This window comes from Amycolatopsis sp. NPDC034160, from assembly GCF_055575355.1.
The window spans coordinates 398072-422961 of sequence record NZ_JBVISU010000002.1 but is presented as its reverse complement, the minus strand read 5'-3'; the positions used below and the strand labels follow the sequence as shown (position 1 = coordinate 422961).

The window sequence follows — 24890 nt, the reverse complement described above, 5'->3', positions numbered from 1 at the left end:
TCGTCCTTTCTAGCGCCTCGCACCGACAAGAACATGCTCGATCCGGTCGGCGGCCGTGGTCAGTTCGCCGAGCAGTTCGATCTTGTCCGGGAGCGTCGCGGGATCCCAGCCGGGGCCGCAGGCGAACATCCTGCTGCGCTGACGGCCGCGGGACACCCTGGCGAACAGGCGCGGATCCGCGGTGGCGTTCCGGCCCGACCACAGCACCACCGCGGCCGGGACGCTGCGGCGGACGGTCACCGCCAGTACCTCGGCCGGCAGGGAGGCACCGAACAGCTGAGCGCCGATCCGGCGGCCCGCGAGCGCCGCGGCGAGCGCGTACATCGGCAGGTTGTCGCGCTCGTCCGGGACACAGGTCAGCAGGACCGGCCGCTGGTTGCGCGGCTCGCGGAGCACTGGCGTCGCGCGGATCAGGGCGGCGTACACGCATTCGGCGAGCAGGTACTCGACCTCGGCGCCGGCACTGACCCCGCGCCAGCGGGCGCCGAGCGCGGTCAGGACCGGCGAGACGACACCGGTCCAGGCGGGCAGGACGCCGAGTTCGCGGATCGTGTCGGCGAGCATCCGCTGTACCGCGCCGAAGTCCATCGCGAGCGCGGCCGTGCTCAAACGTCTGGCGAGCCGGGAAGGGACGTCGTGATCCTCCGCGGGCGGCGGGGTGGCCTGCTCCTCCACTTGGACCACGGGGGTTCCCGGGTTCTCCGCAGCTGTCCGAGGCATTTGCTCGAGTGCGTACTTCGCCGCTTCGGCCGTCGAGGCGCCCCGGAGCAACGCGCGCTGCATCAGTTCGAGGCGGCCGATGTCGGAACTGCCGTAACGGCGGTGGCGGCCGTTGGTGTGGCGGCTCGGGCCGACGCCGTATCTGCGGTCCCAGGTTCGCAGGGTGGACGGTGCGACCCCGAGCCGGCGAGCGACCGAGGCCACCGGCAGGGTGGGTTCTTCACTGCTGATCCGAGATCCCACTCGACCCAATATCCAGGCAGGCCGGGGCGGGGGCAACCGGAACGGAAAGTACCGCTCACACATCCGGGGGATGCCTAACGGCTGAATCGTCTTGAATCGCTTGAACAAGTATTGGCGCGCTTCTAACGTTACCGCCGTTGCACCGAATGGAGTATCCGCAGCGCAGCAGAGCAGGTAAACGCTTCGACCGGATGACGGAGGCGGTCAGGATGGCGGACACACGCAGGCTCCCGGGGCCCAACGCCGATGTATGGGATTGGCAACTCGAAGGCTCGTGCCGAGGCATGGACAGCGCGTCCTTCTTTCACCCTGACGGCGAGCGCGGGCCGGCCAGAGCCCGCCGCGAGGCGAGGGCCAAAGCCGTGTGCCTGGCTTGCCCCGTGCTGGCCATGTGCCGGACCCACGCGCTCGCCGTGCACGAGCCGTACGGGATCTGGGGCGGGCTGTCGGAGTCGGAACGCGAGCACATCATCAAGGCGGACAAACGCACATTGAGCATGTCGAACGGCTGAGCCGGCCGAGTCGACACCGCGGAAGGGCGGCATCCGGGTGGGGTGCCGCCCTTCCGCGTCTCCAGCCCCCTTCCGCTCCCGGCCCACGGATCGCGATTAGGGGGCGAAAGTCGCTCCCGCCGGTCCCACGCCTCCCCGCCCCCGGATCGCGTTTAGCCCGCTAAACGCAAGTCGGTCGCGCAGGCCCACGGATCGCGATTAGGGGGCGAAAGTCGCTCCCGCCGGTCCCACGCCTCCCCGCCCCCGGATCGCGTTTAGCCCGCTAAGCGCAGGTCCGAGAGGGGTCGGGCGGCACAAGAAAGCGGGGCGGCACTCCGGGTGGAGTACCGCCCCGCTTCGGGGTCGAACGGTGGAGCTAGTGCGCGTGGCCGTGACCACCCGCGGCGGGCTCCTCGTCGGCCGGCTTCTCGACGATGGAGCTCTCCGTCGTGAGCACGAGCCGGGCGATGGAGGCGGCGTTCGCCACCGCGGACCGGGTCACCTTGACCGGGTCGACGATGCCGGCGGCCAGCAGGTCGGTGAGCTCGCCGGTGGCGGCGTTGAAACCGTGCCCCCAGCTCTGCTCTCGGACCTTGTTCACGATGACCGCGCCCTCGTGGCCCGCGTTGGTCGCGATCCAGAACAGCGGGGCGGACAGCGCGTCGCGGACGATGCGCACACCGGTCGCTTCGTCGCCTTCGAGGCCGAGACCACCGTCGAGTTCCTTGACGGCGTGCACCAGGGCCGAGCCGCCGCCGGGCAGGATGCCCTCTTCGACGGCCGCCTTGGTCGAAGCCACGGCGTCCTCGATGCGGTGCTTGCGCTCGTTGAGCTCGGTCTCGGTGGCCGCGCCGACCTTGATCACCGCGACACCGCCGCCGAGCTTCGCCAACCGCTCCTGCAGCTTCTCGCGGTCCCAGTCGGAGTCGGTGTTCTCGATCTCCTTGCGGATCTGCGCGACGCGCGCCGCGATGTCGTCCTTGGTGCCACCACCGTCGACGAGCGTGGTGTCGTCCTTGGTGACGACGATCCGGCGGGCGTTGCCCAGCTGGGCGAGCGTGGTCTCGGACAGCTTGTGCCCGATCTCGGCCGAGATGACCTCACCGCCGGTGACGACCGCGAGGTCGTCCAGGAACGCCTTGCGGCGGTCACCGAAGAACGGCGCCTTGACCGCGACGGCGGTGATCGTCTTGCGCAGCGAGTTCACCACGAGGGTGGACAGCGCCTCGCCGTCGACGTCCTCGGCGATGATCAGCAGCGGCTTCTTGGCCTCGACGACCTTCTCCAGCACCGGGAGCAGATCGGCCAGCGCCGAGATCTTCTCGCGGACCAGGAGGATGTAGGCGTCCTCGAGGATCGCCTTCTGCTCCTCCGGGTTGGTCGCGAAGTGCGCCGACAGGAAACCCTTGTCGAACTGCACACCCTCGGTGATCACGAGCTCGGTCGCCAGCGTGGACGACTCCTCGATCGTGATGACGCCGTCTTCGCCGACCCGCTCGACGGCCTCGCCGAGCAGGGCGCCGATGGCCGCGTCACGCGAGGTGACGGTGCCGACCTGGGCGATGTTGTCGCGACCCTTGACCGGGGTCGCCTTCTCCTTGAGGACCGCGATGACCTTCTCCGCGGCGGCCTCGATGCCGCGGCCGATGGCCGTCGGGTTGGCACCGGCGGCGACGTTGCGCAGGCCGACCTTCACCAGCGACTGGGCGAGCACGGTCGCCGTCGTGGTGCCGTCACCGGCGACGTCGTTGGTCTTGGTGGCGACGCTCTTGGCGAGCTGGGCGCCGAGGTTCTCGAACGGGTCGTCGAGCTCGATCTCACGAGCGACGGTGACGCCGTCGAGGGTGATGGTGGGGCCACCGAACTTCTTGTCGAGCACGACGTGGCGACCGCGCGGGCCGAGGGTGACCTTGACCGCGTCGGCGAGCTTGTTCACCCCGCGCTCGAGCGCGCGACGAGCGTCCTCGTCGAAACTGATCTGCTTGGGCATGGCCTGTTCCGCTTACCTTCCAGTTTTTATGCTCGAAAACACGAACGCCCCGTTCCCCGGCAATGCGGGGCCCGGGGCGTCATGCGCTGAGAGCGGACGTCAGTTGATGACGGCCAGCACGTCGCGGGCGGAGAGGATCAAGTAGTCCTCACCGTTGTACTTCACTTCGGTGCCGCCGTACTTGGAGTAGATGACGACGTCGCCGACGGAAACGTCGAGCGGGACGCGGTTGCCCTTGTCGTCGATGCGGCCCGGGCCAACGGCCAGAACCTTGCCCTCCTGGGGCTTCTCCTTGGCGGTGTCGGGGATGACGAGGCCGGAAGCGGTCGTCTCCTCGGCCTCACTCGTCTGGACAACGATCTTGTCCTCGAGCGGCTTGATGTTCACGCTCACCGGGTTGACCTCCACGGTCGTCGAAAGCGTTGGCAGGATGAATTACGGCTCCTACCACCCCCGCCGTCGCGGGTGCCGGGGCGTGTTCGGGCCGTGCAATTAGCACTCTAGCCATGTGAGTGCCAGCTTCGCAAGGAGGGTCCGCTCACTCTCCGAAAACTCGGCCTGCGAGCGCCTGACCGGCCGTTTTCTTCCGTCAGGGTTCCGCACCGCTCTCCATCGCCCTCGACCGCCCGCCATCGCTGGGCCCGTGCCGTCAAGTCGCGTTCAGCCCGCTAAACGCAGGTCGTCGGATCGCTTTTAGCGGGCTAAACGCAAGTCGGAGGGACCTTACGGAAGGGGCCTGTTTCTGGTTAGGTTCCGACATTGGGGTCGGTCCTGTAACCGCAGACCTAGTCACTGGGGGTTCACGCCCATGCCGCGTCCCTTCCATCCTGTTGCCCTCGAACCGCTCCGGCGCCGGTCCAAACGGACCGCCGGACTCGCGGTCCTCGCCCTCGCCGCCGGACTCCTCGCCGCCGTCCCCGCCGAAGCCGCTCCGGCGGATCAGCAGCGTCAGCGGGACTTCGCGGCCGCCGCGCAGGAGTTCGGCGTCCCCGAGAACGTCCTTCTCGGCGTTTCCTACTTGGAGTCACGCTGGGACTTCAACGCCGGTACGCCGAGCACGTCCGCCGGCTACGGCCCGATGCACCTGACCGATCTGCGTGAAGCGGGCACCGGCACGCATCACGACGAAGGTGAGGAGGATCCGCGCGGCGACGACGCCCGCCGAGCGAAACTCCCGGCGACACCGACGCCGAAACCTCCCCCGCCTGGCTTGCAAACCATCGACGAGGCGTCCGCGCTGATCGGCCAGGACGTCGCGACGCTGCGCACCGACACCACGCAGAACATCCGCGGTGGCGCCGCCCTGCTGGCGAAGTACCAGCGCGAGACCGGCGACTGGAAGGCCGCCGTCGCGCGTTACAGCGGCGCGAAGGACGCGGAGGGAGCGCAGTCCTTCGCCGACGAAGTCTTCGACACCATCTCCAAGGGCGTCAGCCGCAAGACCGACGACGGCCAGACCGTCATCCTCGCCGCGACACCGACGAGCCCCGCGCGCGCCAAGGCCGAGAGCCCGAAAGCGGAGTGCCCGAAGAAGCTCTCGTGCCTTTCGGTGCCGGCGCCGTACCAGGAGCTGCCGAACAACGACTACGGCAACCACGACAAGGCGGATCGGCCGAAGAGCCAGAAGGTCGAATACATCATCATCCACGACACCGAGGGCTACTGGGACACGGCGATGGACCTTGTCACCGACCCGACGTACGTGAGCTGGCACTACACGATCCGCTCGGCCGACGGCCAGATCGCGCAGCACGTCCCGACCAAGGACGTCGCCTGGCACGCGGGCAACTGGTACGTCAACGCGAAGTCCGTCGGCATCGAGCACGAGGGCTTCGCCGCGAAGGGCACTTGGTACACGGAGGCGATGTACCGCACCTCCGCGAAGCTCGTCGGCTACCTCGCGCGGAAGTACGACATCCCGCTCGACCGCGCGCACATCCTCGGCCACGACAACGTCCCGGGCACGATTCCCTCGACCATCAAGGGAATGCACTGGGATCCGGGCCCCTACTGGGACTGGGCGCACTACTTCGACCTGATGGGCGCGCCGCTGTCCGGCTTCGGCCGTCCCGGTTCGCCGCTGGTGACCATCACGCCGGACTTCGCCACGAACCAGCCCGCGTTCACCGGTTGTGAGACCGCCGGAAAGCCTTGTCCGACAAGGGGATCCGGATCGGTCGTGCTGCGCAGTGCGCCGAACGACTCGGCGCCACTGCTCAAGGACATCGGCCTGCGCCCGGACGGTTCGGCCAGCACGATGGCCGTCTCCGACATCGGCAGCCGCGCGGAGACCGGCCAGCGCTATGTGGTCGCCGAGCGGCGTGACGGCTGGACGGCGATCTGGTATCTCGGCCAGAAGGGCTGGTTCCGCGACGCGCGGACGACGAGCCCGGCGTTCGGCCTGGTCGTGACCCCGAAGCCCGGTCTGGCGACGGTACCGGTGTTCGGGCGCGCGTACCCCGAGGCCGAGGCCTATCCGGCGAACGTGCCAGCGCAGCAGGTCGTCCCGCTGCCGTACACGTTCTCGGCCGGGCAGCGGTACTCCGTCGGCAACCTCCTCGGTTCCGAGTACTACTCGGCGACGACGTTCGACCCGGCGAATCACGTGGTCGTCAAGGGCAAGACCAGGTACGTCCAGATCCAGTTCGGACACCGGATCGCCTTTGTGAAGGCGGACGACGTCCGGATCCTGCCCGCCGCCTGACTCCGCGCGGATCGCGTTTAGCCCGCTAAACGCGATCCGCGCGGGACCGGGTCAGGAGTCCAGTGCGACCTTCACCCCGGGGGCGTGCTCGGTGTTCCGCCGCGTCTTCGACCAGCCGTTCCGGCCGCGAACCAGGCGGAACAGTGCCCGCCACGACGTGATGTAAAACGTGTAGATGTACAGCGCGTAGGCGAAGCCCATCCCGAGTCCGCGCAGAAGATTGCGGCTCTTCAGGCATTTGAACTGATAGATCGGGCCCCACACGATGAACGGCAGCAGCCCGAACGAGCCGTAGATCGCGAACAGGATCCACGCGCCGTCGTCGGCGAACCAGGTCCACACCTGCGCCGGATCCCCCGCGGTGCTGAACAGCAGCAGGATGAACGGGATCGGGTACAGCAGCGAGCCGAGCAGCTGCATCCACGGCTGCGCGAGGTAGTACATCATCTCCGCCGCGCCCAGCGTGCTCACATGCGGCGAATCCCAGATCCGCCGCAGATACCGCGAACACTGCATCGTGCCCTGGCCCCAGCGCGTGCGCTGCACCAGGAATCGCCGCAGGCTGTAGAGACCTTCCTGCTTCACGTGGGAATCGGGCGTGTACCCGGTCCGCCAGCCCGCCGTCAGCAGGTGCACGCCGAGTTCGAAATCCTCCAGCAGTGAACCGCGCCACGGCTGCTCGTCCTCACCGGCGATCGAGTCCAATGCGGACAGCCGCGTGAACTGACCGTTGCCGCCCATGGAGATCGTGCCGGTGAACCCGCGCGAGGTCTGGATCGCCGCGATGGCGGTGCGGAACTCGAGATCCTGCATCTGGGCCAGCTTCAGCCCGAAGGCACGCGAGAACCAGTTCTTCCCCGGCGGACGGGTGCCCGCGTTGCCCATCCAGACGTCGAGTTGCACCGCGCCGATCGTCTCATCGCCGAACAGGTGGTCCGCCGCGCACACTTCGAGGCAGTTCTCCGCCGGGCGGCCGTCCGCGTCGACGACCACGACGACCACGTCGTCGCGGCTCGCGTCCGGGCCCATCCAGTCGTTGAGTGCCTGGTAGGCGGCGTTGAGCGCGTCGCCCTTGCCCGTCCTCGCCTCCGGACGGCGTCGGGGAACGAGGTGCAGGTACGGGTCGAAACCGCCGTTACGCCGCCAGATCGAGCGCACCACCCTGGCCGTGCGGTCCTCGGAGTCGTCGTCGACGACCCAGACGTGCGCGTGCCGGAACGTCGAACGCAGGTACCGCACCGTTTCGCGGATGACGGTCTGCTCGTCGCGGCACGGAACGAAGAAGTGCCAGGTGAAGTCGGCGGCGTCGCCGACGGGCGCGGGTCTGCGCCGCAGGTACGGCACGACGATCACGACCACGTACACGATGAACGCGACGCTCATGGTGAGCGCGAACGCCTGGGTGATCGCGAGCAGGATCTTGATCGAGCCGCCGCCCATCAGGCGGCCCCGCGCTCGGCCCGCGACCGCCGGGTGCTCAGCCAGACGAACAGTACGAGGGCGGTCGCGCCGCCGATGACGCTGACCATCGAACCGAGCAAGGTATGACCCCAGTAATAACCTTCGTCCACGCCGAGCCAGTTCACGAGGCCGACGATCGCCAAAACCCTCATCTGATTGACAAGAATGACGACGATCGCGGAAATCGCCAACGAAGAGAACAGTCTCTTCGCATTTTTCGGCCGGAAATACAACATGACGGCCGTCACCAACAAAAGCGGCAGCAACATGAAAACCGAGGAGCATTCCGGCGTCATTCTCAACCCGAGTGGAGTATCGCCGGACAACCCAAAGTAGACAGTCTCGCGTTCACCGGCGACGAAGACACCCGATGTGGTGATAACGCTCAGTATCAGCCCCGATACCTGCACTTCGAACACCCGGTACAGGCGTTCGGCCAGCACCAGGCCGACCGCGACGGCGATCACCGCGGCCACCGCCATGCGCAGCGGAAACCGGCTTGAACCAGGCAAAGGAGCACTTGCAACGGCCACGGTGACCCTCTCCGGAAAGGCGCAGCAGACGACGGATTCGACGAAGTGGACGGGGACCTCGCCGACGAGAGTAAGTCAGCGGGAGCCGGCCCTTTCGCCCGGGGCTCTCATTTTCAACTTGATCACGGGGCCTTTCGGCACGATCGTGGAGAAACTGACTAGTCCGAACGAGTGACCTTATTCGCGACCTGCGGCAAATGTCCTCAACGTCACCCGATCAGGTGATCCTCGGCCCTTTTCTGTGCAATTTCGGAAACACTCGCCGATAGACGAGCCGCTAGCCGAATCAGGCTGGCTGAGGATTCGTCCGACGGTCGTGCCCATGCGCCGACCGCAGATGAGAGAAAACCCCCACGAATCAATTCGGAGGACCAGTTGAAGAACACGCACCTCTTGCGACGAGGCGGATTGCTCGCCGCTGTGGTGGCGAGCGTGGCTCTCGCCGGTGCGGCGCCCGCGTCGGCGGCCCCCGGTGACGGCTCCGCGTATGGCGTCAAGGTCGACGTGAAGCTCCTCGGCCTCGACGCGGTGCAGGCCGGGCCGCTCGCCGAAGCGAAGACCTCCGGGCCGACCACCAACAGCCTCGCGAAGGCGAACCTCACCGGTGTGCTCACCGCGGGGGCGATCAACACCGAAGCCAAGCGCGACGACAACTCCGGCGCCGTGACGGCCAAGGCCAGCACCGCCGACGTCGGCTTGCCGCTGCTCAAGGGCGCACTCGGCGACGTCGGCATCAAGGTCGTCGAAGCCACCTGCACCGCGACCCAGAAGGGGGTGCAGGGCGCGACGAACCTGGTCGGCGCGAACCTCGGCAGCGCGGGCGCGGTCGACTCCACGCCGGCGCCGAACACGCAGGTGAAGGTGGGTCTCGGCAACGTCAACGTCGCGACGATCATCCTGAACGAGCAGATCAAGAACAACGACGGCAGCCTGACCGTCAACGCGGTCCACGTGAAGCTGCTCGGCGGGGCGCTCAACCCGCTCGGCTCCGGTGACGTGATCATCTCGTCGGCCACCTGCGGTCCGGCCGGTCTGCCCGTGCCGCTCGCTTCGGGTGCCGGACTGTGGATCGGTCTCGGTCTGCTCGGCGCCGTCGCCGTTCCGGTCGGTATCCGCGTCGTCCGCGGCCGTCGTTCCGCGACCACCGCCTGACCTGGGTGAAGTGAGGTCGAGATGTACAAAGTGCCTGGCGCCGGAGTCGGCGTCGCCGGTGGTGGGGTGGGCGCCCTCGCCGCCACCGGGGCCGATGTCGGCTGGTGGCTGGCCGTCGGCGTGATCCTGCTGGTCCTCGGAACCATCGCGGTCATCGCCGGGTACCGCCGCACGAAACGGCTCGGCAAGGTGGGGAGCTGACGCTCCCCTGGCAGAACGGCCGCCGGCGTGGGCCCCTCGCACGCCGGCGGCCGTCACCGGGTTTCTCCGGGACACTCGAAATCGTGGATGAGGAGCGCGAACGCGTGGATGTGATGTTGCTGGCCGGGACCCGGCCGGAGGCGGTCAAGCTCGCGCCGCTGGCACTGGCACTGGCGGAGCACCCGCGCCTACGACCCCTTGTCGTCCACAGTGGACAGCATCAGGGCATGGTCGAACAGGCGCTGATCCCGTTCGGCCTGCCGGTCGACGCCTGGCTCGACACCCCGCCCCGGGACACGGGCTCGCAGGCGGAACTGGTCTCGGGGGTGCTGCCCGCCCTCGATCGGTTGCTGCGCCAGGTCGCACCGGCGGCGATCGTCGTTCAAGGCGACACCACCACCGGGCTGGCGGGCGCGCTCGCCGCGTTCTGGCTGGGTATCCCGGTCGTGCACCTGGAAGCGGGGCTACGCACGCACGATCTCGCGGCGCCGTTCCCCGAAGAGGGCACCCGGCAGATGATCTCGCGTATCGCCGCCCTGCATCTCGCGCCGACGCCGGGTGCCGCGGCCGCGTTGCGCACGGAAGGTGTTCCGCGGCAACGGATCGTGGTCACCGGCAACACCGTCGTCGACGCCGTCATCGCGATCGCCGAACGTGATCTGCCGGCCAGGGACACCGCGCTCGCTTTGCTGGAGATGGAAATCACCGAGGCGAACGAACGCCTCGTCCTCGTCACGTCGCATCGGCGCGAGTCCTGGGGTGAGCCGCTGGGCCGCACGCTCGCGGCCATCGAACTGATCGTCGCGGAGCACAGCGACGTCCAGGTGCTGTTCCCGGTGCATCCCAATCCGGCCGTGCGGGAGCAGGTGTTGACCGCGCTCGGCGGGACACCGCGGGTGACGATCACCGAGCCGCTCGAGTATCCCGATCTCGTGCGCGCGCTACGGCTCGCCGAGCTGGTCCTGACCGATTCCGGTGGTATCCAAGAGGAAGCCCCGACCTTCGGCACCCCCGTCCTCGTGCTCCGCGACGTCACCGAGCGGCGCGAGGCCATCGAGGCCGGCTGCGCCTGGCTGGTCGGAACGGACACGGGTCTGATCGCCGACACCGCGGCCAAGATCCTGCGCGGCGATCTCCGTCCGACGCACGCCGGAAACCCTTACGGTGACGGCAATGCCGCCGCGTTGACGGTGGCGGCGCTGGAAGAGCTGCTCGACCTCGCGCCCACGCCGCGCACCGCCGCCGAATCGCGTTAGATCGAGACGATCTGGACCGGAAGCGCCGGATTGGCGGAGAAGTCGAGCGATGCCCGCGGCCGTCCGGCGGCGACCACATGCGCGCCGAGCGCGGCGATCATCGCGCCGTTGTCCGTGCACAGCCGGGGCCGCGGGACGCGCAGGTGAATCCCGGCCTCGGCGCAGCGCTCGGCGGCGAGTTCGGACAGCCGCGAATTCGCCGCCACGCCACCGGAGATCACCAGCGTGTCCACGCCGTGTTCCTTGGCCGCGCGGATCGCCTTCATGGTGAGAACGTCGGCGACGGCCTCCTGGAACGAAGCCGCGACGTCGTCGACAGGGATCTCCTCGCCACGGCGTTCGGCGCCTTCCACCCAGCGAGCGACGGCGGTTTTCAGGCCGGAGAAGGAGAAGTCGAACTTGGCGTCGCGCGGCCCGGTCATCCCGCGAGGGAACGCGATGGCCGCGCCGTCACCGTTCTTGGCGGCCTTGTCGATGGGCGGGCCGCCCGGGTAGGGCAGGCCCAGGACGCGGGCGACCTTGTCGTAGGCCTCGCCCGCCGCGTCGTCCACAGTGGACCCGAGTTCGGTGATCTCGGACGCGATGTCGTCCACCAGCAGCAATTGCGTATGGCCGCCGGAGACGAGCAGCGCGAGGCAGCGGTCGGGTAACGGCCCGTGCTGGAGCGTGTCGACCGCGATGTGCCCGGCCAGATGGTTGACGCCGTAGAGCGGGATGTCGAGCGCGGCGGCGTACGCCTTGGCCGCGGCGACACCCACCAGGAGCGCGCCGGCGAGACCGGGTCCGGCGGTGACCGCGATCGCGTCCACATCGGACAGTTTCAGTCCGGCCGTGGCGAAGGCGCGTTCGACGGTCGGGACCATCGCTTCCAGATGCGCGCGGCTGGCGACCTCGGGGACGACGCCGCCGAAGCGAGCGTGCTGGTCGACGCTGGAGGCGACCTCGTCGGCGAGGAGTTCGACCGTGTCGTCGTCGTGCAGGCGGACGAGCCCGACACCGGTCTCGTCGCACGAACTTTCGATGCCCATGATGATGCGTGGCATCAGCCAGCCACCTCGTCTCGGACCTGGGCCCGCGGGCGGGCCATCGTGTAGGCGTCGGCGCCGGAGGGCTGGTAGTAGCGCTTCCGGAGGCCGATGCGTTCGAAACCGTGCCGCTCGTAGAGCGCGATCGCCGCGTCGTTGTCCGTACGGACTTCGAGGAACACCGGCGCGACGAGTTCGTCCGCGCGGTCGAGGAGCGCCTTCAGCAGTGCGGTGCCGATCCCGTTGCGCTGCCATGCCGGGTCGACGCCGATCGTGTGGATGCTCGTCTCGTAGTCGCCGCGGCGACCGACGATGGCGAGACCGGCGTAACCGATGACCTCGTCGCTTTCGTCCGGACGCGCGACGAGGTAGTGACCGCCGGCGTCGAGTTCCGCGTGGAAGGCGTAGGCGCTCCACGGCGAATCCCCGGGGAAGAGGATCTTCTCGATCTCGACACAGCGACGGATATCCTTGCGGTGCAAGGGTTCCAGCCTCACGGCGAGGTCACCTTCTTGCGCGCGGCCGGCTCGACGGCGTCCGGGCGGCGGAGGTAGAGCGGCGTGAGCGGGGCGGGTTCGCTTCCGAAGTCCGTGCGAGCGGCCTTGACCAGGCCGAGGGGTGACGGGAAGCGCGGCTCGATCGGCTGGACGCCGAGGGCGTCCGCGTAGAGAAGGGCGCCGTCGCCCGCCGCGACCTTGACAGTGGTTTCGAGTTCGGCTGGGCGCTGAACGTGCGGGCCGTCGGCGCGGGAGCCGTCGGCGGCGTACGCGGCCCAATAGACCTCGCGGCGCCTCGCGTCGGTGAGGACGAGGAAGGGCGCTTCGCCGGGGACGACGTCGGCGGCGATCGCGTCGAGGCTGCAGACTGGATGAGCCGGGATGCCGAGCGCGTGGGCGAGCGAGGCGGCGGTCGCCATACCGGCGCGAAGGCCGGTGAAGGGGCCGGGGCCGACACCGCAGACGATGGCGTCGAGGTCGCGGAGCGTGACGCCCGCGGCCTTGACCGCTTCGAGAGCGTGGGGCGTGATCAGCTCGCCGTGCGCGCGCGGGTCGACCGTGACGCGGTCGCCGCGGGATTCGAGCGCGTCACCGTCCAGGGCGACGAGGCCCGCGGTGACCGCCGGGGTCGAGGTGTCGATGGCCAGTACCAGCACGGTTACCAAGCCTACGACCAGGCCCCCGCGTCGCGTTTAGCGGGCTAAACGCGCTCCCCCGCGGTGCCGCTCCTCTCGCCCGCTCCCCCGCCGCCGGATCGCGATTAGGGGGCGAAAGTCGCTCCGGACGGGCGCCGCCCCTCGCCCCGGTGACCACACGCCCGCGTCGCGATTAGGGGGCGAAAGTCGCTCCCTGGGCCTGGAGGCCGGAGCGACTTTAGCGGGCTAAACGCGATCCGGGCGGGTGTGAAGCGGGTCGCAGGATGGGGGGCGGATAGCGCGGTACGGTCCAGCGAGGGGCCCTCGGATCCACGCGCCCCGGCCGGTGGAGTCGAGCAGGAGGTCACGCGGTGTCCGATCGGTTGTTCCCCACGCTCGCGAGCGGCGGCGACAAGGAGGCCCTCCGCTTCGGCGACACCTCCCTGACCTACGCCGACCTCGCCACCGTCGCCGGCACACTCGCCCGTGACCTGCCGAGCGGCCGCGTCGCCGTTTGGGCCACCCCGACCGTGCACACCAGCGTTGCCGTGATCGCCGCCCTGCTCGCCGGCGTCCCCGCCATCCCGCTCAACCCGAAGATCGGCGAGCGCGAACTCGCGCACATCCTCGCCGACAGCGCACCCGTCCTCGTGCTCGCCGAACCGGGCGCCGATCTGCCCGCCGGTCTCGAGGACCTGCCACGACGCGCCATCACGCTCGAAGGCACAGCCGTCGATCTCCCCGCGGAACCGGACGCCGAAGCCCCGGCACTGATCGTCTACACCTCCGGCACCACCGGCCCGCCGAAGGGCGTCGTCCTCCCCCGCCGCGCGATCTCGACCACCCTCGACGCACTCGAAGACGCCTGGGAATGGACAGCCGACGACGTCCTGGTGCACGGTCTTCCGCTGTTCCACGTGCACGGCCTGATCCTCGGCATCCTCGGGCCGCTCCGGCGCGGCGGCTCGGTCCGGCATCTCGGCCGGTTCTCCACGGAAGGCGTCGCACGCGAACTCGCGACCGGGGCGACGATAATGTTCGGTGTCCCGACCATGTATCACCGCATCGCCGCCGAAGTCGCTGACAACCCGTCGCTCGCCGAGGCGCTGAGCGGCGCCCGGCTGCTCGTCTCCGGGTCGGCCGCGCTGCCGGTCCATGACCACCAGCGCATCACCGCGGCGACCGGCCAGCGCGTGATCGAGCGCTACGGGATGACCGAGACCTTGATGAACACCAGCGTCCGCGCCGACTGCGAGCGTGTCCCCGGCACCGTCGGTGTCCCGCTGAGCGGCGTCGACCTGCGTCTGGTGGACGAAGCCGGGAAACCCGTCGAGGAGAGCGAGACCGTCGGAGAGATCCAGGTCCGCGGGCCGAACCTGTTCACCGAGTACCTCAACCGCCCCGACGCGACCGAAGCCGCCTTCGACGACGGCTGGTTCCGGACCGGCGACATGGCGACCCGCGACGCGGCCGGATACGTGAAGATCGTCGGCCGTAAGGCGACGGATCTGATCAAGAGCGGCGGCTACAAGATCGGCGCGGGCGAGATCGAGAACGCGCTCATGGAGCATCCCGGTGTCGCTGAGGTCGCGGTCACCGGCGAGCCCGACGACGACCTCGGTGAGCGCATCGTGGCCTGGGTGGTGCCCGACGGGGAACGCCCGACGGAGACGGAGCTCGCCGAGCACGTCTCACGTTTGTTGTCGCCGCACAAACGGCCTCGGGTGGTGCGTTATCTGGAGGCGTTGCCGCGCAACGATATGGGCAAGGTCATGAAGCGGGCGCTCGGGTGAGCAGGCCTTCCGCGCGGTCCGTCATCAAGGAGATCGCGACCGGTTTCGAGGATCTGGACGTTCCACGGTCCGACGAGCCGGACGACGGGCCGATCGGCTGGGCGGGCTACCGCGCGGCGTGTGAAGCCGCCGCCGAGCGGTCCGGTGAAGAGGAGTCCGTCCTCTGCGGGACCGCCAAGATCGGCGACGTCGAGGCGGTCGTGGTCGCCTTCGAATTCGGCTTCCTCGGCGGGTCAATCGGTCAGCGGACCGGTGATCGTGTGGAGGCGGCTTTCGCGCGGGCGGTGGAATCCGGGCTGCCGGTGGTGTCGCTGATCGCGACCGGCGGCAGCCGCATGCAGCACGGGATGCGCGCGCTTTCGCAATTGCAGCGCATCGCGCGGGCGGCGGCCGGGGCCCGGTCGGTACCGCAGATCTCGGTGCTGCGTGATCCGACCACGGGCGGTGGCTGGGCGACGCTCGGAGCGAGCGCCGACATCATCCTCGCGTTGCCTGAAGCGCAGGTCGGTTTCGCCGGCTCCCGGGTGCGGCCCGCCGACGCGCCCGCAGAGGCTTACACGGCCGAAGCGAAACTCGCGTGGGGCCATGTCGATCAGATCGTGCCGCCCGCCGACCTGCCCGCGGCGCTGGAACGGTGGTTGCGGTTGCTGACTTCGCCGACGCCGGAGGCCGCTGAGCCTCCCGGCGCGCTGGGGTCGCTGGAGTTGCCCGACAGCGGGTGGGACGCGGTTCAGGCGGCGCGCTCCGCCGATCGGCCGAGGGCGGCGGAGTACCTCGATGCGTACTTCGATTGGCGCGAGCAGGTCTCGGGTGACAGGTGCGGAGGCGTCGACGCCGGTGTCCTTTGCGGCTTCGGCCGACGAGACGGGCGAACGATCGCGTACGCGGCGCAGTGCGGAACGCCGACGCTGCCCGCGGGTTTCCGGACGGCGGCACGTCTGGTGCGGCTCGCGTCCAGGCTCGGGATCCCGGTACTCACTCTCGTCGACACCCCTGGCGCGGCGAACGACGCGGCGGCCGAGCGGGACGGCGCCGGGGCCGCGATCGCGGGATTGTTCGAGGCTGTCGCGAGCGCGGCCGTGCCGATCACGACGCTGGTGATCGGGGAAGGCGGATCCGGTGGCGCGCTGGCGTTCGCGGCGCCGGGGTCGACCTGGGTGACGCCCGACGCGTACTTCTCGGTCACCGCGCCGGAGGCGGCCGCGGCGATCCTCAAGCTGCCCGCCGATGAAGTCCCCGCCCTCGCGGACCGCCTGCGGCTACGCCCCCAAGACCTGGTCGACCTGGGAATCGCGCGCTCCGTCGTCGGCCCCCCAGGTCGACTTCAGCCCCCTAATCGCGATCTGGGCCGACACGACGCTCCCGTTGCTTAGCATGCCTACGCGTCGCGATCAGGGGGCTAAAGTCGACTTGTCGCAGGCGGAGCGGGCCCGTGACCTTTCACCGCGAACGGGAAGCGGCAAACGGTCGAAGGTCGGCGCTGAGCGGGCACGATGCATCGATCATGGTCATCTTCATGCATGAATGCCGCAGCCGAATGTCCGCTACCGAACATTTCTCTCCGCATTAATAATGACGCCTCACTCGATAGCGTGAACGCGAAACACTCTGAGTAGACTCAACTCTCGCAGTCTGCGCGATGAAATTGCGCTCGACCTCCGCGATCACTCTTTCGAGTTATAGCCACGCAATCCGATGACCCGGGGTGAATTCCGCCGACCGCTCACCGCAGGATTCAGCAACCTTTCACTTACCGCCCCGTAGGTCCGGGAAGATCGTCCACAATGGCTTGTGTTGCGGCTCGGAAACGACCGACGCACCGCACACAAGGAAGCGGCTCCCCATGCCCGGGGAGCCGCTTGAAGTTCAACAACTCCATCAACCTGGACAAGACTTATGGAGGCATCAAACATGCCCAGCGTAGCGCCGTGTTCCGGCGGTATGCCAGAGGAATCACCCAAGCCGCAGGCGATGACCCCGGATAAGAACCAGGATCACCACGGCGGGTGTCACCCGGCAGAAGTCAGTCTCGACGAATTGCTCGATTTGGCGGGTGAATCGGTCGGCATGGTCACCGATCCCGCGTGCCGTCGGGTCCATCTGCGTCCTGCGGCTCAGTGGCCCGATTTCTGGCGAAGCACATTCTTCGGCAGCCAGGAGAACACGAAGCGTGTCCTGCTCTACTGGTTCGCCTTGGTCACCGCACTCATCGCCTTGACCGTGGTGGCGACACCGGCCGCGCAGACCGGCGTGATCGGCCTGTGTGGTTTGTGGTGGCTTCACCGGAGGCGCGGACCGCACGCGGAACCGGTCCTCGTCGGCTAGGCAGGGTGCGCATGCCGCTGTCCGAATCAACGGCATGCGCACCCCAAGCCCGCTGGGGGCATGAAGGGGACGCATCGCCAGGTGGGCCCTGATGCGGCATCCGGGTGAGATCGCGTTTAGCCCGCTAAACGCAAGTCGGGGGCGCGGGACGTCCAGGTGCCATGCGGCTCCAAGGTGACCATCCGGACATCGTCCTCACGACGCTCCAGGCGCACGACGAGGTAGTCGTCCGAAAGCCGCTCCGCGGCACCCTCACCCCACTCGACCACCAGCGCGGACCGCTCCAGTTCGGTGTCGAGGTCCAGGTCGTCGAGTTGCGAGAGGTCTCCGCCCAGCCGGTACGCGTCGACGTGCACCAAGGCGACCCCGGCTTCGCCCGCCGGATGCACGCGGGCCAGTACGAACGTCGGCGAGCTGACTCGTCCGCCGACGCCGAGGCCGTCCGCGATCCCGCGGGTCAGCGTCGTCTTGCCCGCTCCGAGCGGCCCGGCGAGCAGCACGAGGTCACCCGCGCGCAGGGAACGCCCGAGCGCACGCCCGAAGTCCATGGTCGACTCGGGAGTCGGGAATGCGAAGTTCATCAGCGCTGCCACCACCAGGTTCGCCGGTCGGAAGTTTCCCCATCGGTGCCCGTGCACCGTTGCATCAGGTCGATCAGGTGGCTGTTCACCAGTTCGGGTTGTTCCAGCTGCACCATGTGTCCCGCACCGCGCACGCGCACCAGCTCCGCGTCCGGCAGTTCCGCCGCGATCCGCTCGGCGTGCGCGATCGGCGTGAACCGGTCGGAATCCCCGCCGATGACCAGCACGTGCGCGTGCTTCAACCCGGCGAGCGCGGCATACCGATTATGGCTACCCAGTGTGTCGACGAAGTTCACGAGCCCGCGCACTGGCGTCACTTCGAGCATTTCCAGCATGAAGTCGACGAGGCGCGGCGACACGTCCCGGCTGCCGAAAGCCAGCCTCCGGACTGCCTGCCTGGTCAGCTGCCCGCCTGCCGCCCGCACGAACTCGACCAGGCCCGGCTGCCAGCCCGCCAGCCCGCCGACACCTCGGGTGAGCGGGTTGTACTTCGAAAGCAGTGACCTCGGCAGCCCTCGCGCGCCGACCTCGCCCGCGGCCGTCGCGATGAACGCGACGCCACACACGCGGTCGTCGAACAGCTCAGGGTGCTCCGAAGCGAGCTCCATGATCACCATGCCGCCCATCGAGTGCCCCATGAGCACGATGGGGCCCTCCGGCACCACCGAGCGCACGACCATGTCGAGGTCGCGCGCCAACTGTTCGATGGTGCTGGTTTCCGCGTTCGCGGCACCGGAAAGCCCGTGCCCGCGATGGTCGTAGTAAACCTGCCTCACCCGCGGCAGCTTCAGCGACGCGAGGTCTCGCCGCTGGAAATGCCAGCAGCGCTTCGACAGCGCGAAACCGTGCACACCGATGACGGTCAGCTCCGGTTCGCCCCCATCGGCCGGATCGATCTCCTCGACCGTGAGCGGCGTGCCGTCCTCCGCCGCCACTGTCGAAGTCCGGTCCGGTTCGAGATCCCCCAACGGCTCGTCCACGAACGGATCCTCACTCTGCCGCCGCTGCTGTGCGGCGACGGCGATCGCGGCGGCGGTGCCGGTGGCCACCGCCCCGACCCCACCGACGATGGCCAGCAGTCTTCGTGAAGGTGTCACGAGCCTGCCTCCAGATACGTCCGGTGGATGCGCGGGCGGTACATCGAGGTCACGATCTCGTAGTCGATCGTTCCCAGCTTGTCCGCCCATTCCCGGGCGGTCGGCTCGCCAAACGTGCCCTGGCCGAAGAGGACCACTTCGCTGCCGACGGCGGGCTCGTCGTCTCCGCAATCGACGATCAGCTGGTCCATGCAGACGCGTCCGACCACCGGACGGCGGCGTCCGCCGAGCCAGACGTCCATCCGGCCGGACAGCGACCGGGGCACGCCGTCGGCGTAACCGACCGGCACCAGGGCGAGGGTGGTGTCGCGCTCGGCGGTCCAGGTGTGCCCGTAGGAAACCGACTCGCCTGCCGCGATCCGTTTCGTGAGCACGACCGAGGACTTGAAGGTCATCGCCGGGCGCAGGTCCTCGGCGGCGGGCACCGGGTTCAGCCCGTAGATCGCGATCCCGGGGCGCACGAGGTCGAAGTGGAGATCCGGTCTGGTCAGCACGGCGGCGGAGTTCGCGAGGTGACGCATCGGGTGCAGGCCGGCCGCGCGGGCGATGTCGTAGGCCTCGTCGAACCGTTTGGCCTGCGCGTCGATGGAGGGGTGGCCCGGCTCGTCGGCGCAGGCGAGGTGCGACCAGATCGCGACGACCTCGACGAGCGGCTTCGCGGCGGCCGCCGCCTGCACGAGCGCCCGCCATTCCGCAGGTGGGCAGCCGTTTCGGGAGAGGCCGGTGTCGATCTTGAGGTGCACCCGCGAGGTCGCGATTAGGGGGCTGAAGTCGCGCGCTCGGCGCGCGCCATCGGCCACGCGAGCGAGTTCGTCGAGGGAGCTGACAGCGACGTCGATGTCTTCGGCGACGGCGGCCGCGAAGTCGGCTTCGGGAGTGTCGAGCCAGCTGAAGAGCCGGGCCCCGATCCCCGCGCGGCGCAGCGCGATCGCTTCGCCGAGGGAGCAGGTGCCCAGCCAGGTCGCCCCGCCCTCGACAGCGGCACGCCCGACTTCGAACGCACCGTGCCCGTAGCCATCGGCCTTCACCACGGCCATCGTCTGGGCACCGGGGGCGCGGGAAGCGAGCAGGGCGACGTTGTGCCGGATGGCGGAGAGGTCGATCACGACTTCGGCACGCGGGAAACTGGCGGTCATAACGACCACCAGTTTCCCACGAACCGGCTCAGGACAGGCGTGCCCCGTCAGTGGCGGAGAACACGTGCAGCTCGTCGGGACGGATCCGCAGGTGCAGGGTGTCGCCCATGACCGGCGGCTTGCGCGGGTCGACCCGGGTGACGACGTTCGACTTCGTGCCTTCGGCGTCGGTCTCGGCGAGCTTGCCGTAGACGTACGCGTCCGAGCCGAGCTCCTCGACGAGGTCGACCTTGACCGGCACGGTGCCGTCCTCGCTGGTGGTCACTTCGAGGGACTCGGGCCGGAAGCCGAGGGTGACCGTGTCGCCGTCGGCCTTGGCGAGGATCTCGCGGGACAGCGGCACCCGCGCCCCACCGAGCTCGGCACCGTCCGCGGTGAGCTTCGCGGTGACGAGGTTCATCGCGGGCGAGCCGATGAATCCGGCGACGAAAGCGTTCGCGGGCCGGTCGTACAGCGCGCGCGGGGTGTCGCACTGCTGGAGGAGACCGTCGGAGAGGACCGCGACCCGGTCGCCCATCGTCATGGCCTCGACCTGGTCGTGCGTGACGTACACGGTGGTGACGCCGAGGCGGCGCTGCAGCGCGGCGATCTGCGTACGCGTCGAGACACGCAGCTTGGCGTCGAGGTTCGACAGCGGCTCGTCCATCAGGAAGACCTGCGGCTCACGGACGATGGCGCGGCCCATCGCGACACGCTGGCGCTGACCGCCGGAGAGCGCCTTCGGCTTACGGTCGAGGTAGTCCTCGATGTCCAGCAGCTTGGCCGCGTCGAGCACCTTCTGCTTGATCTCCGAAGCCGGACGGCCGGCGATCTTGAGCGCGAAGCCCATGTTCTGGCCGACGGTCATGTGCGGGTACAGCGCGTAGTTCTGGAACACCATCGCGATGTCGCGGGCACGCGGCGGCAGCTGCGTGACGTCGCGGTCGCCGATCCAGACGGCGCCTTCGTCGATGTCCTCGAGGCCGGCGAGCATCCGCAGGCTGGTGGACTTGCCGCAGCCGGAAGGCCCGACGAGCACGAGGAATTCGCCGTCGGCGATCTCGAGTTCGAGTGCGTCCACGGCGGGCCGCTCGGAACCGGCGTAGCGCCGGGTCGCCTTGTCGTAGGTGATCGTGGCCATCGGTTCAGTCCTCTTTCGGTTTCGCGGAAATGCCGTGCCCGAGTTCGCGGGCCTCGAGATGCCGTTGCTGGATCCGGTGTCCCTCGGCGCGGTCCGCCTCGGTCGGCTCGGCCAGCTCGAGCCGGGTCTTGCCGTGGTCTTCCTGCCAGCGGGGAGGTTCCGCGCTGGAAGCGAGGGCCCAGGCCGCCTGCCGCGCGGCACCGACCGCGACGTACTCGGCTACCTCGGGGATGACGACGGGCACGCCGAAGACGATCGGCGCGACCGCGCGGACGGCGGCCGACTGCGCGCCACCACCGATCAGGAGCACGCGCCGGACCTCCAGCCCCTGTTCGCGCAGGGCGTCGAGGCCGGCGGCGAGTCCGCACAACATGCCTTCGACGGCGGCGCGGGCGAGGTTCTCCGGCGTCATGTTCGCGCGGGTCAGGCCGAAGAGCGTGCCCTTGGCCTCCGGGAGGTTCGGCGTCCGCTCACCGTCGAGGTAAGGCAGGAAGGTGAGACCGCCGGAGCCGGGAGCGGCGGCGAGCGCCAGCTTGTCGAATTCCGCGAGCTCGACGCCGAGCATCGCCGAGGTCGCCGTGAGCACGCGGGCGGCGTTGAGGGTGCAGGCGAGCGGCAGGAACCGGCCGGTGGCGTCGGCGAATCCCGCGACGATGCCGGTGGGATCGGCGCTCGCGGTCTCGGAGACACCGAAGACGGTGCCACTGGTGCCCAGCGAGACGACGACGTCGCCGGGGACGAGTTCGAGTCCCAGCGCGGCGGCCATGTTGTCACCGGTTCCGGCCGAGACCAGGATCCCGTCCGGCGTGTGGCCCGCGGCCTCCGCGGGGCCGACGACCTTGGGCAGCTCAGGGCTCCGGCCACCGAAGGCATGCGCGAGGAGGTCTTGGCGGTACTCGCCGGTGGCGGGTGAGAAATACCCGGTACCGGAAGCGTCGCCGCGGTCGGTGATCGGCTCCGCTCCGTCGCCGAGCAGCCGCCAGGTCAGCCAATCGTGTGGCAGCAGCACGCGGGCGACGCGATCGGCCAGCTCGGGCTCGTGCTCCGCCATCCAGCGCAGTTTCGTGACGGTGAAGCTGGCGACCGGAACCGAGCCGACGGACTTCGCCCAGTTCTCCGCGCCGAGTTCACTCCCGAGGTCTTCGGCCGCCTTCGCGGACCGGGTGTCGTTCCACAGCAGCGCGGGACGGACGACCTCTCCTGCTTCATCCAGGGTGACCATGCCGTGCTGCTGACCGCCGACGCCGACCGCGCCGACGCCGTCGAGCAGACCGTCCGTGGCCTGGCGCAGCGCTTCCCACCACGCCGAAGGGGCGACCTCGGTGCCGTCAGGGTGCGAAGCGCGGCCGGTACGGACGATTTCGCCGGTGTCCGCGTCGCAGACGACGACCTTCGTCGACTGGGTCGACGAGTCGATTCCGGCGACCAGGTCAGATTTCATATTCCGGCCCCTCTGGGTCGCACTCGACCTGCTCAATGGCCGTGCCCGCGTTCAGCGCGGCCTCGATCTCCTCGGTCGGTGTCAGGTCGTCGGTGATCAGGAGGTCGTAGTCGCCGATGTCTCCGTGCGCGAACGTGGCGGTGCGACCGAACTTGGAGTTGTCGACGACCAGGACGTTGCGGCTGGCGGTGCGCAGCGCGACCTTCTTGAGCGCGGCGTAGTCCTGGACGGGATGGAACAGGCGGCCGACCGCGACCGCGGCGACCGAGACGAACGCGATGTCGGCGTGGGTCCGTTCGAGGAAGGCGAGGACGTCCGGCCCGGCGCACGAGTCGAACTCGTGGTGATAGCGGCCGCCGGCGAGAACGACCTCGACACTCTTCGCCGGGCCGAGGATGCGGGCGGCTTCGAGCGAGTTGGTGATGACGGTCAGGTCTTCGATCGCGCCGAGGCGGCGGACGAGCGGGAAGAGCGTCGTCGAGTCGTCGACGAAGACCGTCTGGCCGGACTGAACGTGTGCCGCGGCGGCCTCACCCAGCGCGTCCTTCGCGGCCTGGTTGAAGGTGTCGCGGAAGCGGGCGGCCGACTCCATGGTCGTCGCCGGATAGGCCTCGACCTTGCCGCGCAGTTTGCGGAGGAGGCGGCGCTCGGCAAGATCGTCGAGGTCGCGGTGCATCGTCATCAGGCTGACGCCGAACCGCGAGGTGAGGTCGTCGATGCGGACCTCACCGGCGGCGATGACGTGGTCGAGGATCTCCTGGCGCCGGTGCTCGACGGCGGCGTCCGATGGCCTGGTCTTAGACATGGGCGACACCGTTCACGACCCGGACCATCGCGGTCCCGGCGGGGTAGGTGTCGGCGCTCACACCTGCTTCTTACCAGATTATTCGCCCAGAGTTAACACGTAACTCGATAACTCTCCCATTTCCCCTCGCCTCCCCCTCCGGCTGGCCAGGTCGACTTTCGCCCCCTAATCGTGCTCTGCGGGCGGGTGCCGTCAGAGCACGATCAGGGGGCTAAAGTCGACCTGCGGCCCTGGTCAGAGGGTGTGTGACCGGATGGCCCGGATGGCGTCGGGGACGGCGTCGAGGATGCCGGAGGCCGAGGTGGGAGCGCCGTCGGCGGCCATCGATCCGGCGAGCGAGTGCACGTGAGCGGCGGCGCCGGCGGCGAGCCAAGGATCGAGCCCGGCGGCGAGCAACGCGCCGACCAGACCGGACAGAACGTCCCCGGATCCGGCCGTCGCGAGCCACGACCCCCGCGGCGTGTTCACCAGCGCGCGCCCGTCCGGCGCCGCGACCACCGTGCAGTGTCCCTTGAGGAGCACGACGGCGTCGTACTTCCGCGCGGCCGACCGCGCCGCCGCGACCCGGTCCGCCCCCGGCGGCGAACCCATCAGCCGCTCGTACTCACCCGCGTGCGGCGTCAGCACGAGCGGCGTGTCCGGATCACGCGCGTCGAGCACGTCGGGCGAGCGCGCGATGATCGTCGTCGCGTCGGCGTCCGCGCACACCGGCACACCCCGCCCGAGCACGAACCGCAGCACGTCGCGCCCCTCGTGACCGGTGCCGATCCCCGGCCCGACGACCCACGCCTGCACCCGCCCGGCGTCCGTCACCGACCCGGTCGCGATCGTCTCGGGCCACCGCCCGCGCACCACGTCCGCGGCGTGTCCGGCGTAGCGCACCAGCCCCGACGTCGCCCGCACGGCGGCACCGGCCGCGAGCACGGCCGCGCCCGGGTACGTCGCGGATCCCGCGGCCACCCCGACCACGCCTTGGCTGTACTTGTCGTCACCCGGACCGGGGACCGGCCACGCCGCGGCGACGTCGGCCGTGTCGAGCCGCCGCAGGTCGGGATCGCCGAGTTCCGGTCGCAGCCCGATGTCCACCAGGGCGACCTCGCCACACGACGCGGGCGCCAGGGCGTGCACGGGTTTGAGCGCGCCGAAGGTGACCGTACGGTCGGCGACGACGGCGGGACCGTCGACAGCGCCGGTGTCCGGATCCACCCCGCTCGGCAGATCGACGGCCAGCACCGGCGAACTCACGTGTTCCAGCAGCGCGGCGGCGTCCGACCGCAACGACCCTCGCGCCGAGATACCGACGATCCCGTCGATGACGAGGTCGGCCCGGTCGATCCACTGTGGACCGTCCTCAACGGACACCACCTTGCCGCCGGATCGCTTCAAGGCGGCCAAACCCTGAGCATGAGCGCGTTGGGGCTTCAGCAGGATCGCCGAGACGGCCACATTGCGACGACGCAGGAACGCGCCCGCCCACAAGGCGTCGCCGCCGTTGTTGCCCGAACCGACCAGCAAGGTCACCCGCCGCCCGGACACCGATCCCGTGTGCTCGGCCAGCATCTCGGCGGCGTGCACCGACAGGCCGAAGGCCGCGCGTCGCATGAGCTCGCCGTCGGGAGTGACGGCGAGCAACCGGTCCTCCGCCGCGCGAATCCGTTCCGTGGTCCAGATTCCCTGCACGACG

23 protein-coding genes are annotated in these 24890 nt (G+C 69.3%); 8 read left to right on the top strand and 15 right to left on the bottom strand.

Annotated elements, in window-relative coordinates:
- Positions 1 to 9 precede the first annotated feature (9 nt).
- On the bottom strand, positions 10 to 924 hold the full coding sequence (locus ACZ54P_RS06940) for a MerR family transcriptional regulator (RefSeq protein ID WP_465460851.1): 915 nt from the start codon (positions 922 to 924) through the stop codon (positions 10 to 12).
- A gap of 248 nt (positions 925 to 1172) precedes the next feature.
- Here ACZ54P_RS06940 and ACZ54P_RS06935 point away from each other — a divergent pair, with 248 nt between their 5' ends.
- Entirely contained in the window at positions 1173 to 1475 is a 303-nt protein-coding gene (locus ACZ54P_RS06935; protein WP_037315007.1) for a WhiB family transcriptional regulator, read from the top strand.
- Between the two features lie 355 nt (positions 1476 to 1830).
- Here ACZ54P_RS06935 and groL read toward each other — a convergent pair whose 3' ends face one another.
- On the bottom strand, positions 1831 to 3444 hold the full coding sequence (groL, locus tag ACZ54P_RS06930) for a chaperonin GroEL (RefSeq protein ID WP_465460575.1): 1614 nt from the start codon (positions 3442 to 3444) through the stop codon (positions 1831 to 1833).
- A gap of 99 nt (positions 3445 to 3543) precedes the next feature.
- A complete protein-coding gene (gene groES, locus ACZ54P_RS06925) occupies positions 3544 to 3837 on the bottom strand; it encodes a co-chaperone GroES (RefSeq protein ID WP_007031106.1) in 294 nt (97 codons plus the stop codon).
- Between the two features lie 415 nt (positions 3838 to 4252).
- Here groES and ACZ54P_RS06920 point away from each other — a divergent pair, with 415 nt between their 5' ends.
- The gene (locus ACZ54P_RS06920) at positions 4253 to 6148 is read left to right on the top strand and encodes an N-acetylmuramoyl-L-alanine amidase (RefSeq protein WP_465460574.1); all 1896 of its coding nucleotides are present in this window, start codon (positions 4253 to 4255) and stop codon (positions 6146 to 6148) included.
- A gap of 51 nt (positions 6149 to 6199) precedes the next feature.
- Here ACZ54P_RS06920 and ACZ54P_RS06915 read toward each other — a convergent pair whose 3' ends face one another.
- Both ACZ54P_RS06915 and xrtP read right to left on the bottom strand, forming a co-directional pair.
- On the bottom strand, positions 6200 to 7588 hold the full coding sequence (locus ACZ54P_RS06915) for a glycosyltransferase (protein ID WP_465460573.1): 1389 nt from the start codon (positions 7586 to 7588) through the stop codon (positions 6200 to 6202).
- Positions 7588 to 8091 (bottom strand): exosortase P, encoded by a 504-nt coding sequence (xrtP, locus tag ACZ54P_RS06910; RefSeq protein ID WP_465460850.1) that lies wholly within the window; start codon positions 8089 to 8091, stop codon positions 7588 to 7590. Before xrtP ends, ACZ54P_RS06915 begins: the two co-directional genes overlap by 1 nt.
- Before the next feature lie 426 nt (positions 8092 to 8517).
- On the opposite strand from xrtP, the gene ACZ54P_RS06905 reads away from it, so the two are divergent.
- The 3 genes from ACZ54P_RS06905 (at position 8518) to wecB (ending at position 10751) form a co-directional block, all read left to right on the top strand.
- Positions 8518 to 9294, top strand: a complete 777-nt coding sequence (locus tag ACZ54P_RS06905; RefSeq protein WP_465460572.1) for a choice-of-anchor P family protein — start codon at positions 8518 to 8520, stop codon at positions 9292 to 9294.
- A 21-nt stretch (positions 9295 to 9315) separates the two neighbouring features.
- Positions 9316 to 9495 (top strand): LPXTG cell wall anchor domain-containing protein, encoded by a 180-nt coding sequence (locus ACZ54P_RS06900; protein WP_465460571.1) that lies wholly within the window; start codon positions 9316 to 9318, stop codon positions 9493 to 9495.
- Positions 9496 to 9599: 104 nt separating this feature from the next.
- Positions 9600 to 10751, top strand: coding sequence for a non-hydrolyzing UDP-N-acetylglucosamine 2-epimerase (wecB, locus tag ACZ54P_RS06895; RefSeq protein ID WP_465460849.1), 1152 nt, complete (start codon positions 9600 to 9602; stop codon positions 10749 to 10751).
- On the opposite strand, the gene tsaD is transcribed toward wecB, so the two are convergent.
- The 3 genes from tsaD to tsaB are packed head-to-tail and all read right to left on the bottom strand — an operon-like array spanning position 10748 to position 12929.
- Entirely contained in the window at positions 10748 to 11794 is a 1047-nt protein-coding gene (gene tsaD / locus ACZ54P_RS06890; RefSeq protein WP_465460570.1) for a tRNA (adenosine(37)-N6)-threonylcarbamoyltransferase complex transferase subunit TsaD, read from the bottom strand. The two genes, wecB and tsaD, sit on opposite strands and share 4 nt — an antisense overlap.
- Complete coding sequence (gene rimI, locus ACZ54P_RS06885) at positions 11794 to 12273, bottom strand: ribosomal protein S18-alanine N-acetyltransferase (RefSeq protein ID WP_465460569.1); 480 nt, start codon at positions 12271 to 12273, stop codon at positions 11794 to 11796. Before rimI ends, tsaD begins: the two co-directional genes overlap by 1 nt.
- Entirely contained in the window at positions 12270 to 12929 is a 660-nt protein-coding gene (gene tsaB, locus ACZ54P_RS06880; protein ID WP_465460568.1) for a tRNA (adenosine(37)-N6)-threonylcarbamoyltransferase complex dimerization subunit type 1 TsaB, read from the bottom strand. Before tsaB ends, rimI begins: the two co-directional genes overlap by 4 nt.
- Positions 12930 to 13279: 350 nt before the next feature.
- Here tsaB and ACZ54P_RS06875 point away from each other — a divergent pair, with 350 nt between their 5' ends.
- The 3 genes from ACZ54P_RS06875 to ACZ54P_RS06865 all read left to right on the top strand — a co-directional run bounded on the left by ACZ54P_RS06875 (position 13280) and on the right by ACZ54P_RS06865 (position 17026).
- Positions 13280 to 14701, top strand: coding sequence for an acyl-CoA synthetase (locus tag ACZ54P_RS06875; RefSeq protein ID WP_465460567.1), 1422 nt, complete (start codon positions 13280 to 13282; stop codon positions 14699 to 14701).
- Positions 14698 to 16074 carry a carboxyl transferase domain-containing protein gene (locus ACZ54P_RS06870; protein ID WP_465460566.1) on the top strand — a complete coding sequence of 459 codons (1377 nt, stop codon included), beginning with the start codon at positions 14698 to 14700 and terminating at the stop codon, positions 16072 to 16074. Before ACZ54P_RS06875 ends, ACZ54P_RS06870 begins: the two co-directional genes overlap by 4 nt.
- A gap of 538 nt (positions 16075 to 16612) precedes the next feature.
- Entirely contained in the window at positions 16613 to 17026 is a 414-nt protein-coding gene (locus ACZ54P_RS06865) for a hypothetical protein (protein ID WP_465460565.1), read from the top strand.
- A gap of 116 nt (positions 17027 to 17142) precedes the next feature.
- Here ACZ54P_RS06865 and tsaE read toward each other — a convergent pair whose 3' ends face one another.
- From tsaE to ACZ54P_RS06830, 7 genes are all read right to left on the bottom strand, one after another.
- Entirely contained in the window at positions 17143 to 17607 is a 465-nt protein-coding gene (tsaE, locus tag ACZ54P_RS06860) for a tRNA (adenosine(37)-N6)-threonylcarbamoyltransferase complex ATPase subunit type 1 TsaE (protein ID WP_465460564.1), read from the bottom strand.
- Complete coding sequence (locus ACZ54P_RS06855) at positions 17607 to 18704, bottom strand: alpha/beta fold hydrolase (RefSeq protein WP_465460563.1); 1098 nt, start codon at positions 18702 to 18704, stop codon at positions 17607 to 17609. Before ACZ54P_RS06855 ends, tsaE begins: the two co-directional genes overlap by 1 nt.
- Positions 18701 to 19840 (bottom strand): alanine racemase, encoded by a 1140-nt coding sequence (gene alr, locus ACZ54P_RS06850; RefSeq protein WP_465460562.1) that lies wholly within the window; start codon positions 19838 to 19840, stop codon positions 18701 to 18703. The genes ACZ54P_RS06855 and alr overlap by 4 nt, the downstream gene beginning before the upstream one ends.
- A 28-nt stretch (positions 19841 to 19868) precedes the next feature.
- On the bottom strand, positions 19869 to 20960 hold the full coding sequence (locus tag ACZ54P_RS06845) for an ABC transporter ATP-binding protein (RefSeq protein WP_465460561.1): 1092 nt from the start codon (positions 20958 to 20960) through the stop codon (positions 19869 to 19871).
- A 4-nt stretch (positions 20961 to 20964) separates the two neighbouring features.
- A complete protein-coding gene (gene xylB, locus ACZ54P_RS06840; protein ID WP_465460560.1) occupies positions 20965 to 22401 on the bottom strand; it encodes a xylulokinase in 1437 nt (478 codons plus the stop codon).
- Positions 22391 to 23206, bottom strand: coding sequence for a DeoR/GlpR family DNA-binding transcription regulator (locus ACZ54P_RS06835; RefSeq protein WP_465460559.1), 816 nt, complete (start codon positions 23204 to 23206; stop codon positions 22391 to 22393). The genes xylB and ACZ54P_RS06835 overlap by 11 nt, the downstream gene beginning before the upstream one ends.
- Before the next feature lie 234 nt (positions 23207 to 23440).
- Entirely contained in the window at positions 23441 to 24886 is a 1446-nt protein-coding gene (locus ACZ54P_RS06830; RefSeq protein WP_465460558.1) for an NAD(P)H-hydrate dehydratase, read from the bottom strand.
- Between the last annotated feature and the right edge of the window lie 4 nt (positions 24887 to 24890).

Excerpts from the sequence above, each read along its gene's own strand:
- ACZ54P_RS06935 (WP_037315007.1), top strand. The coding sequence starts at position 1,173 with ATGGCGGACACACGCAGGCTCCCGGGGCCCAACGCCGATGTATGGGAT.
- groL (WP_465460575.1), bottom strand. The coding sequence starts at position 3,444 with ATGCCCAAGCAGATCAGTTTCGACGAGGACGCTCGTCGCGCGCTCGAG.
- ACZ54P_RS06920 (WP_465460574.1), top strand. The coding sequence starts at position 4,253 with ATGCCGCGTCCCTTCCATCCTGTTGCCCTCGAACCGCTCCGGCGCCGG.
- ACZ54P_RS06915 (WP_465460573.1), bottom strand. The coding sequence starts at position 7,588 with ATGGGCGGCGGCTCGATCAAGATCCTGCTCGCGATCACCCAGGCGTTC.
- xrtP (WP_465460850.1), bottom strand. The coding sequence starts at position 8,091 with ATGGCGGTGGCCGCGGTGATCGCCGTCGCGGTCGGCCTGGTGCTGGCC.
- ACZ54P_RS06900 (WP_465460571.1), top strand. The coding sequence starts at position 9,316 with ATGTACAAAGTGCCTGGCGCCGGAGTCGGCGTCGCCGGTGGTGGGGTG.
- tsaD (WP_465460570.1), bottom strand. The coding sequence starts at position 11,794 with ATGCCACGCATCATCATGGGCATCGAAAGTTCGTGCGACGAGACCGGT.
- ACZ54P_RS06865 (WP_465460565.1), top strand. The coding sequence starts at position 16,613 with ATGCCCAGCGTAGCGCCGTGTTCCGGCGGTATGCCAGAGGAATCACCC.
- tsaE (WP_465460564.1), bottom strand. The coding sequence starts at position 17,607 with ATGAACTTCGCATTCCCGACTCCCGAGTCGACCATGGACTTCGGGCGT.
- alr (WP_465460562.1), bottom strand. The coding sequence starts at position 19,840 with ATGACCGCCAGTTTCCCGCGTGCCGAAGTCGTGATCGACCTCTCCGCC.
- ACZ54P_RS06845 (WP_465460561.1), bottom strand. The coding sequence starts at position 20,960 with ATGGCCACGATCACCTACGACAAGGCGACCCGGCGCTACGCCGGTTCC.
- xylB (WP_465460560.1), bottom strand. The coding sequence starts at position 22,401 with ATGAAATCTGACCTGGTCGCCGGAATCGACTCGTCGACCCAGTCGACG.
- ACZ54P_RS06835 (WP_465460559.1), bottom strand. The coding sequence starts at position 23,206 with ATGTCTAAGACCAGGCCATCGGACGCCGCCGTCGAGCACCGGCGCCAG.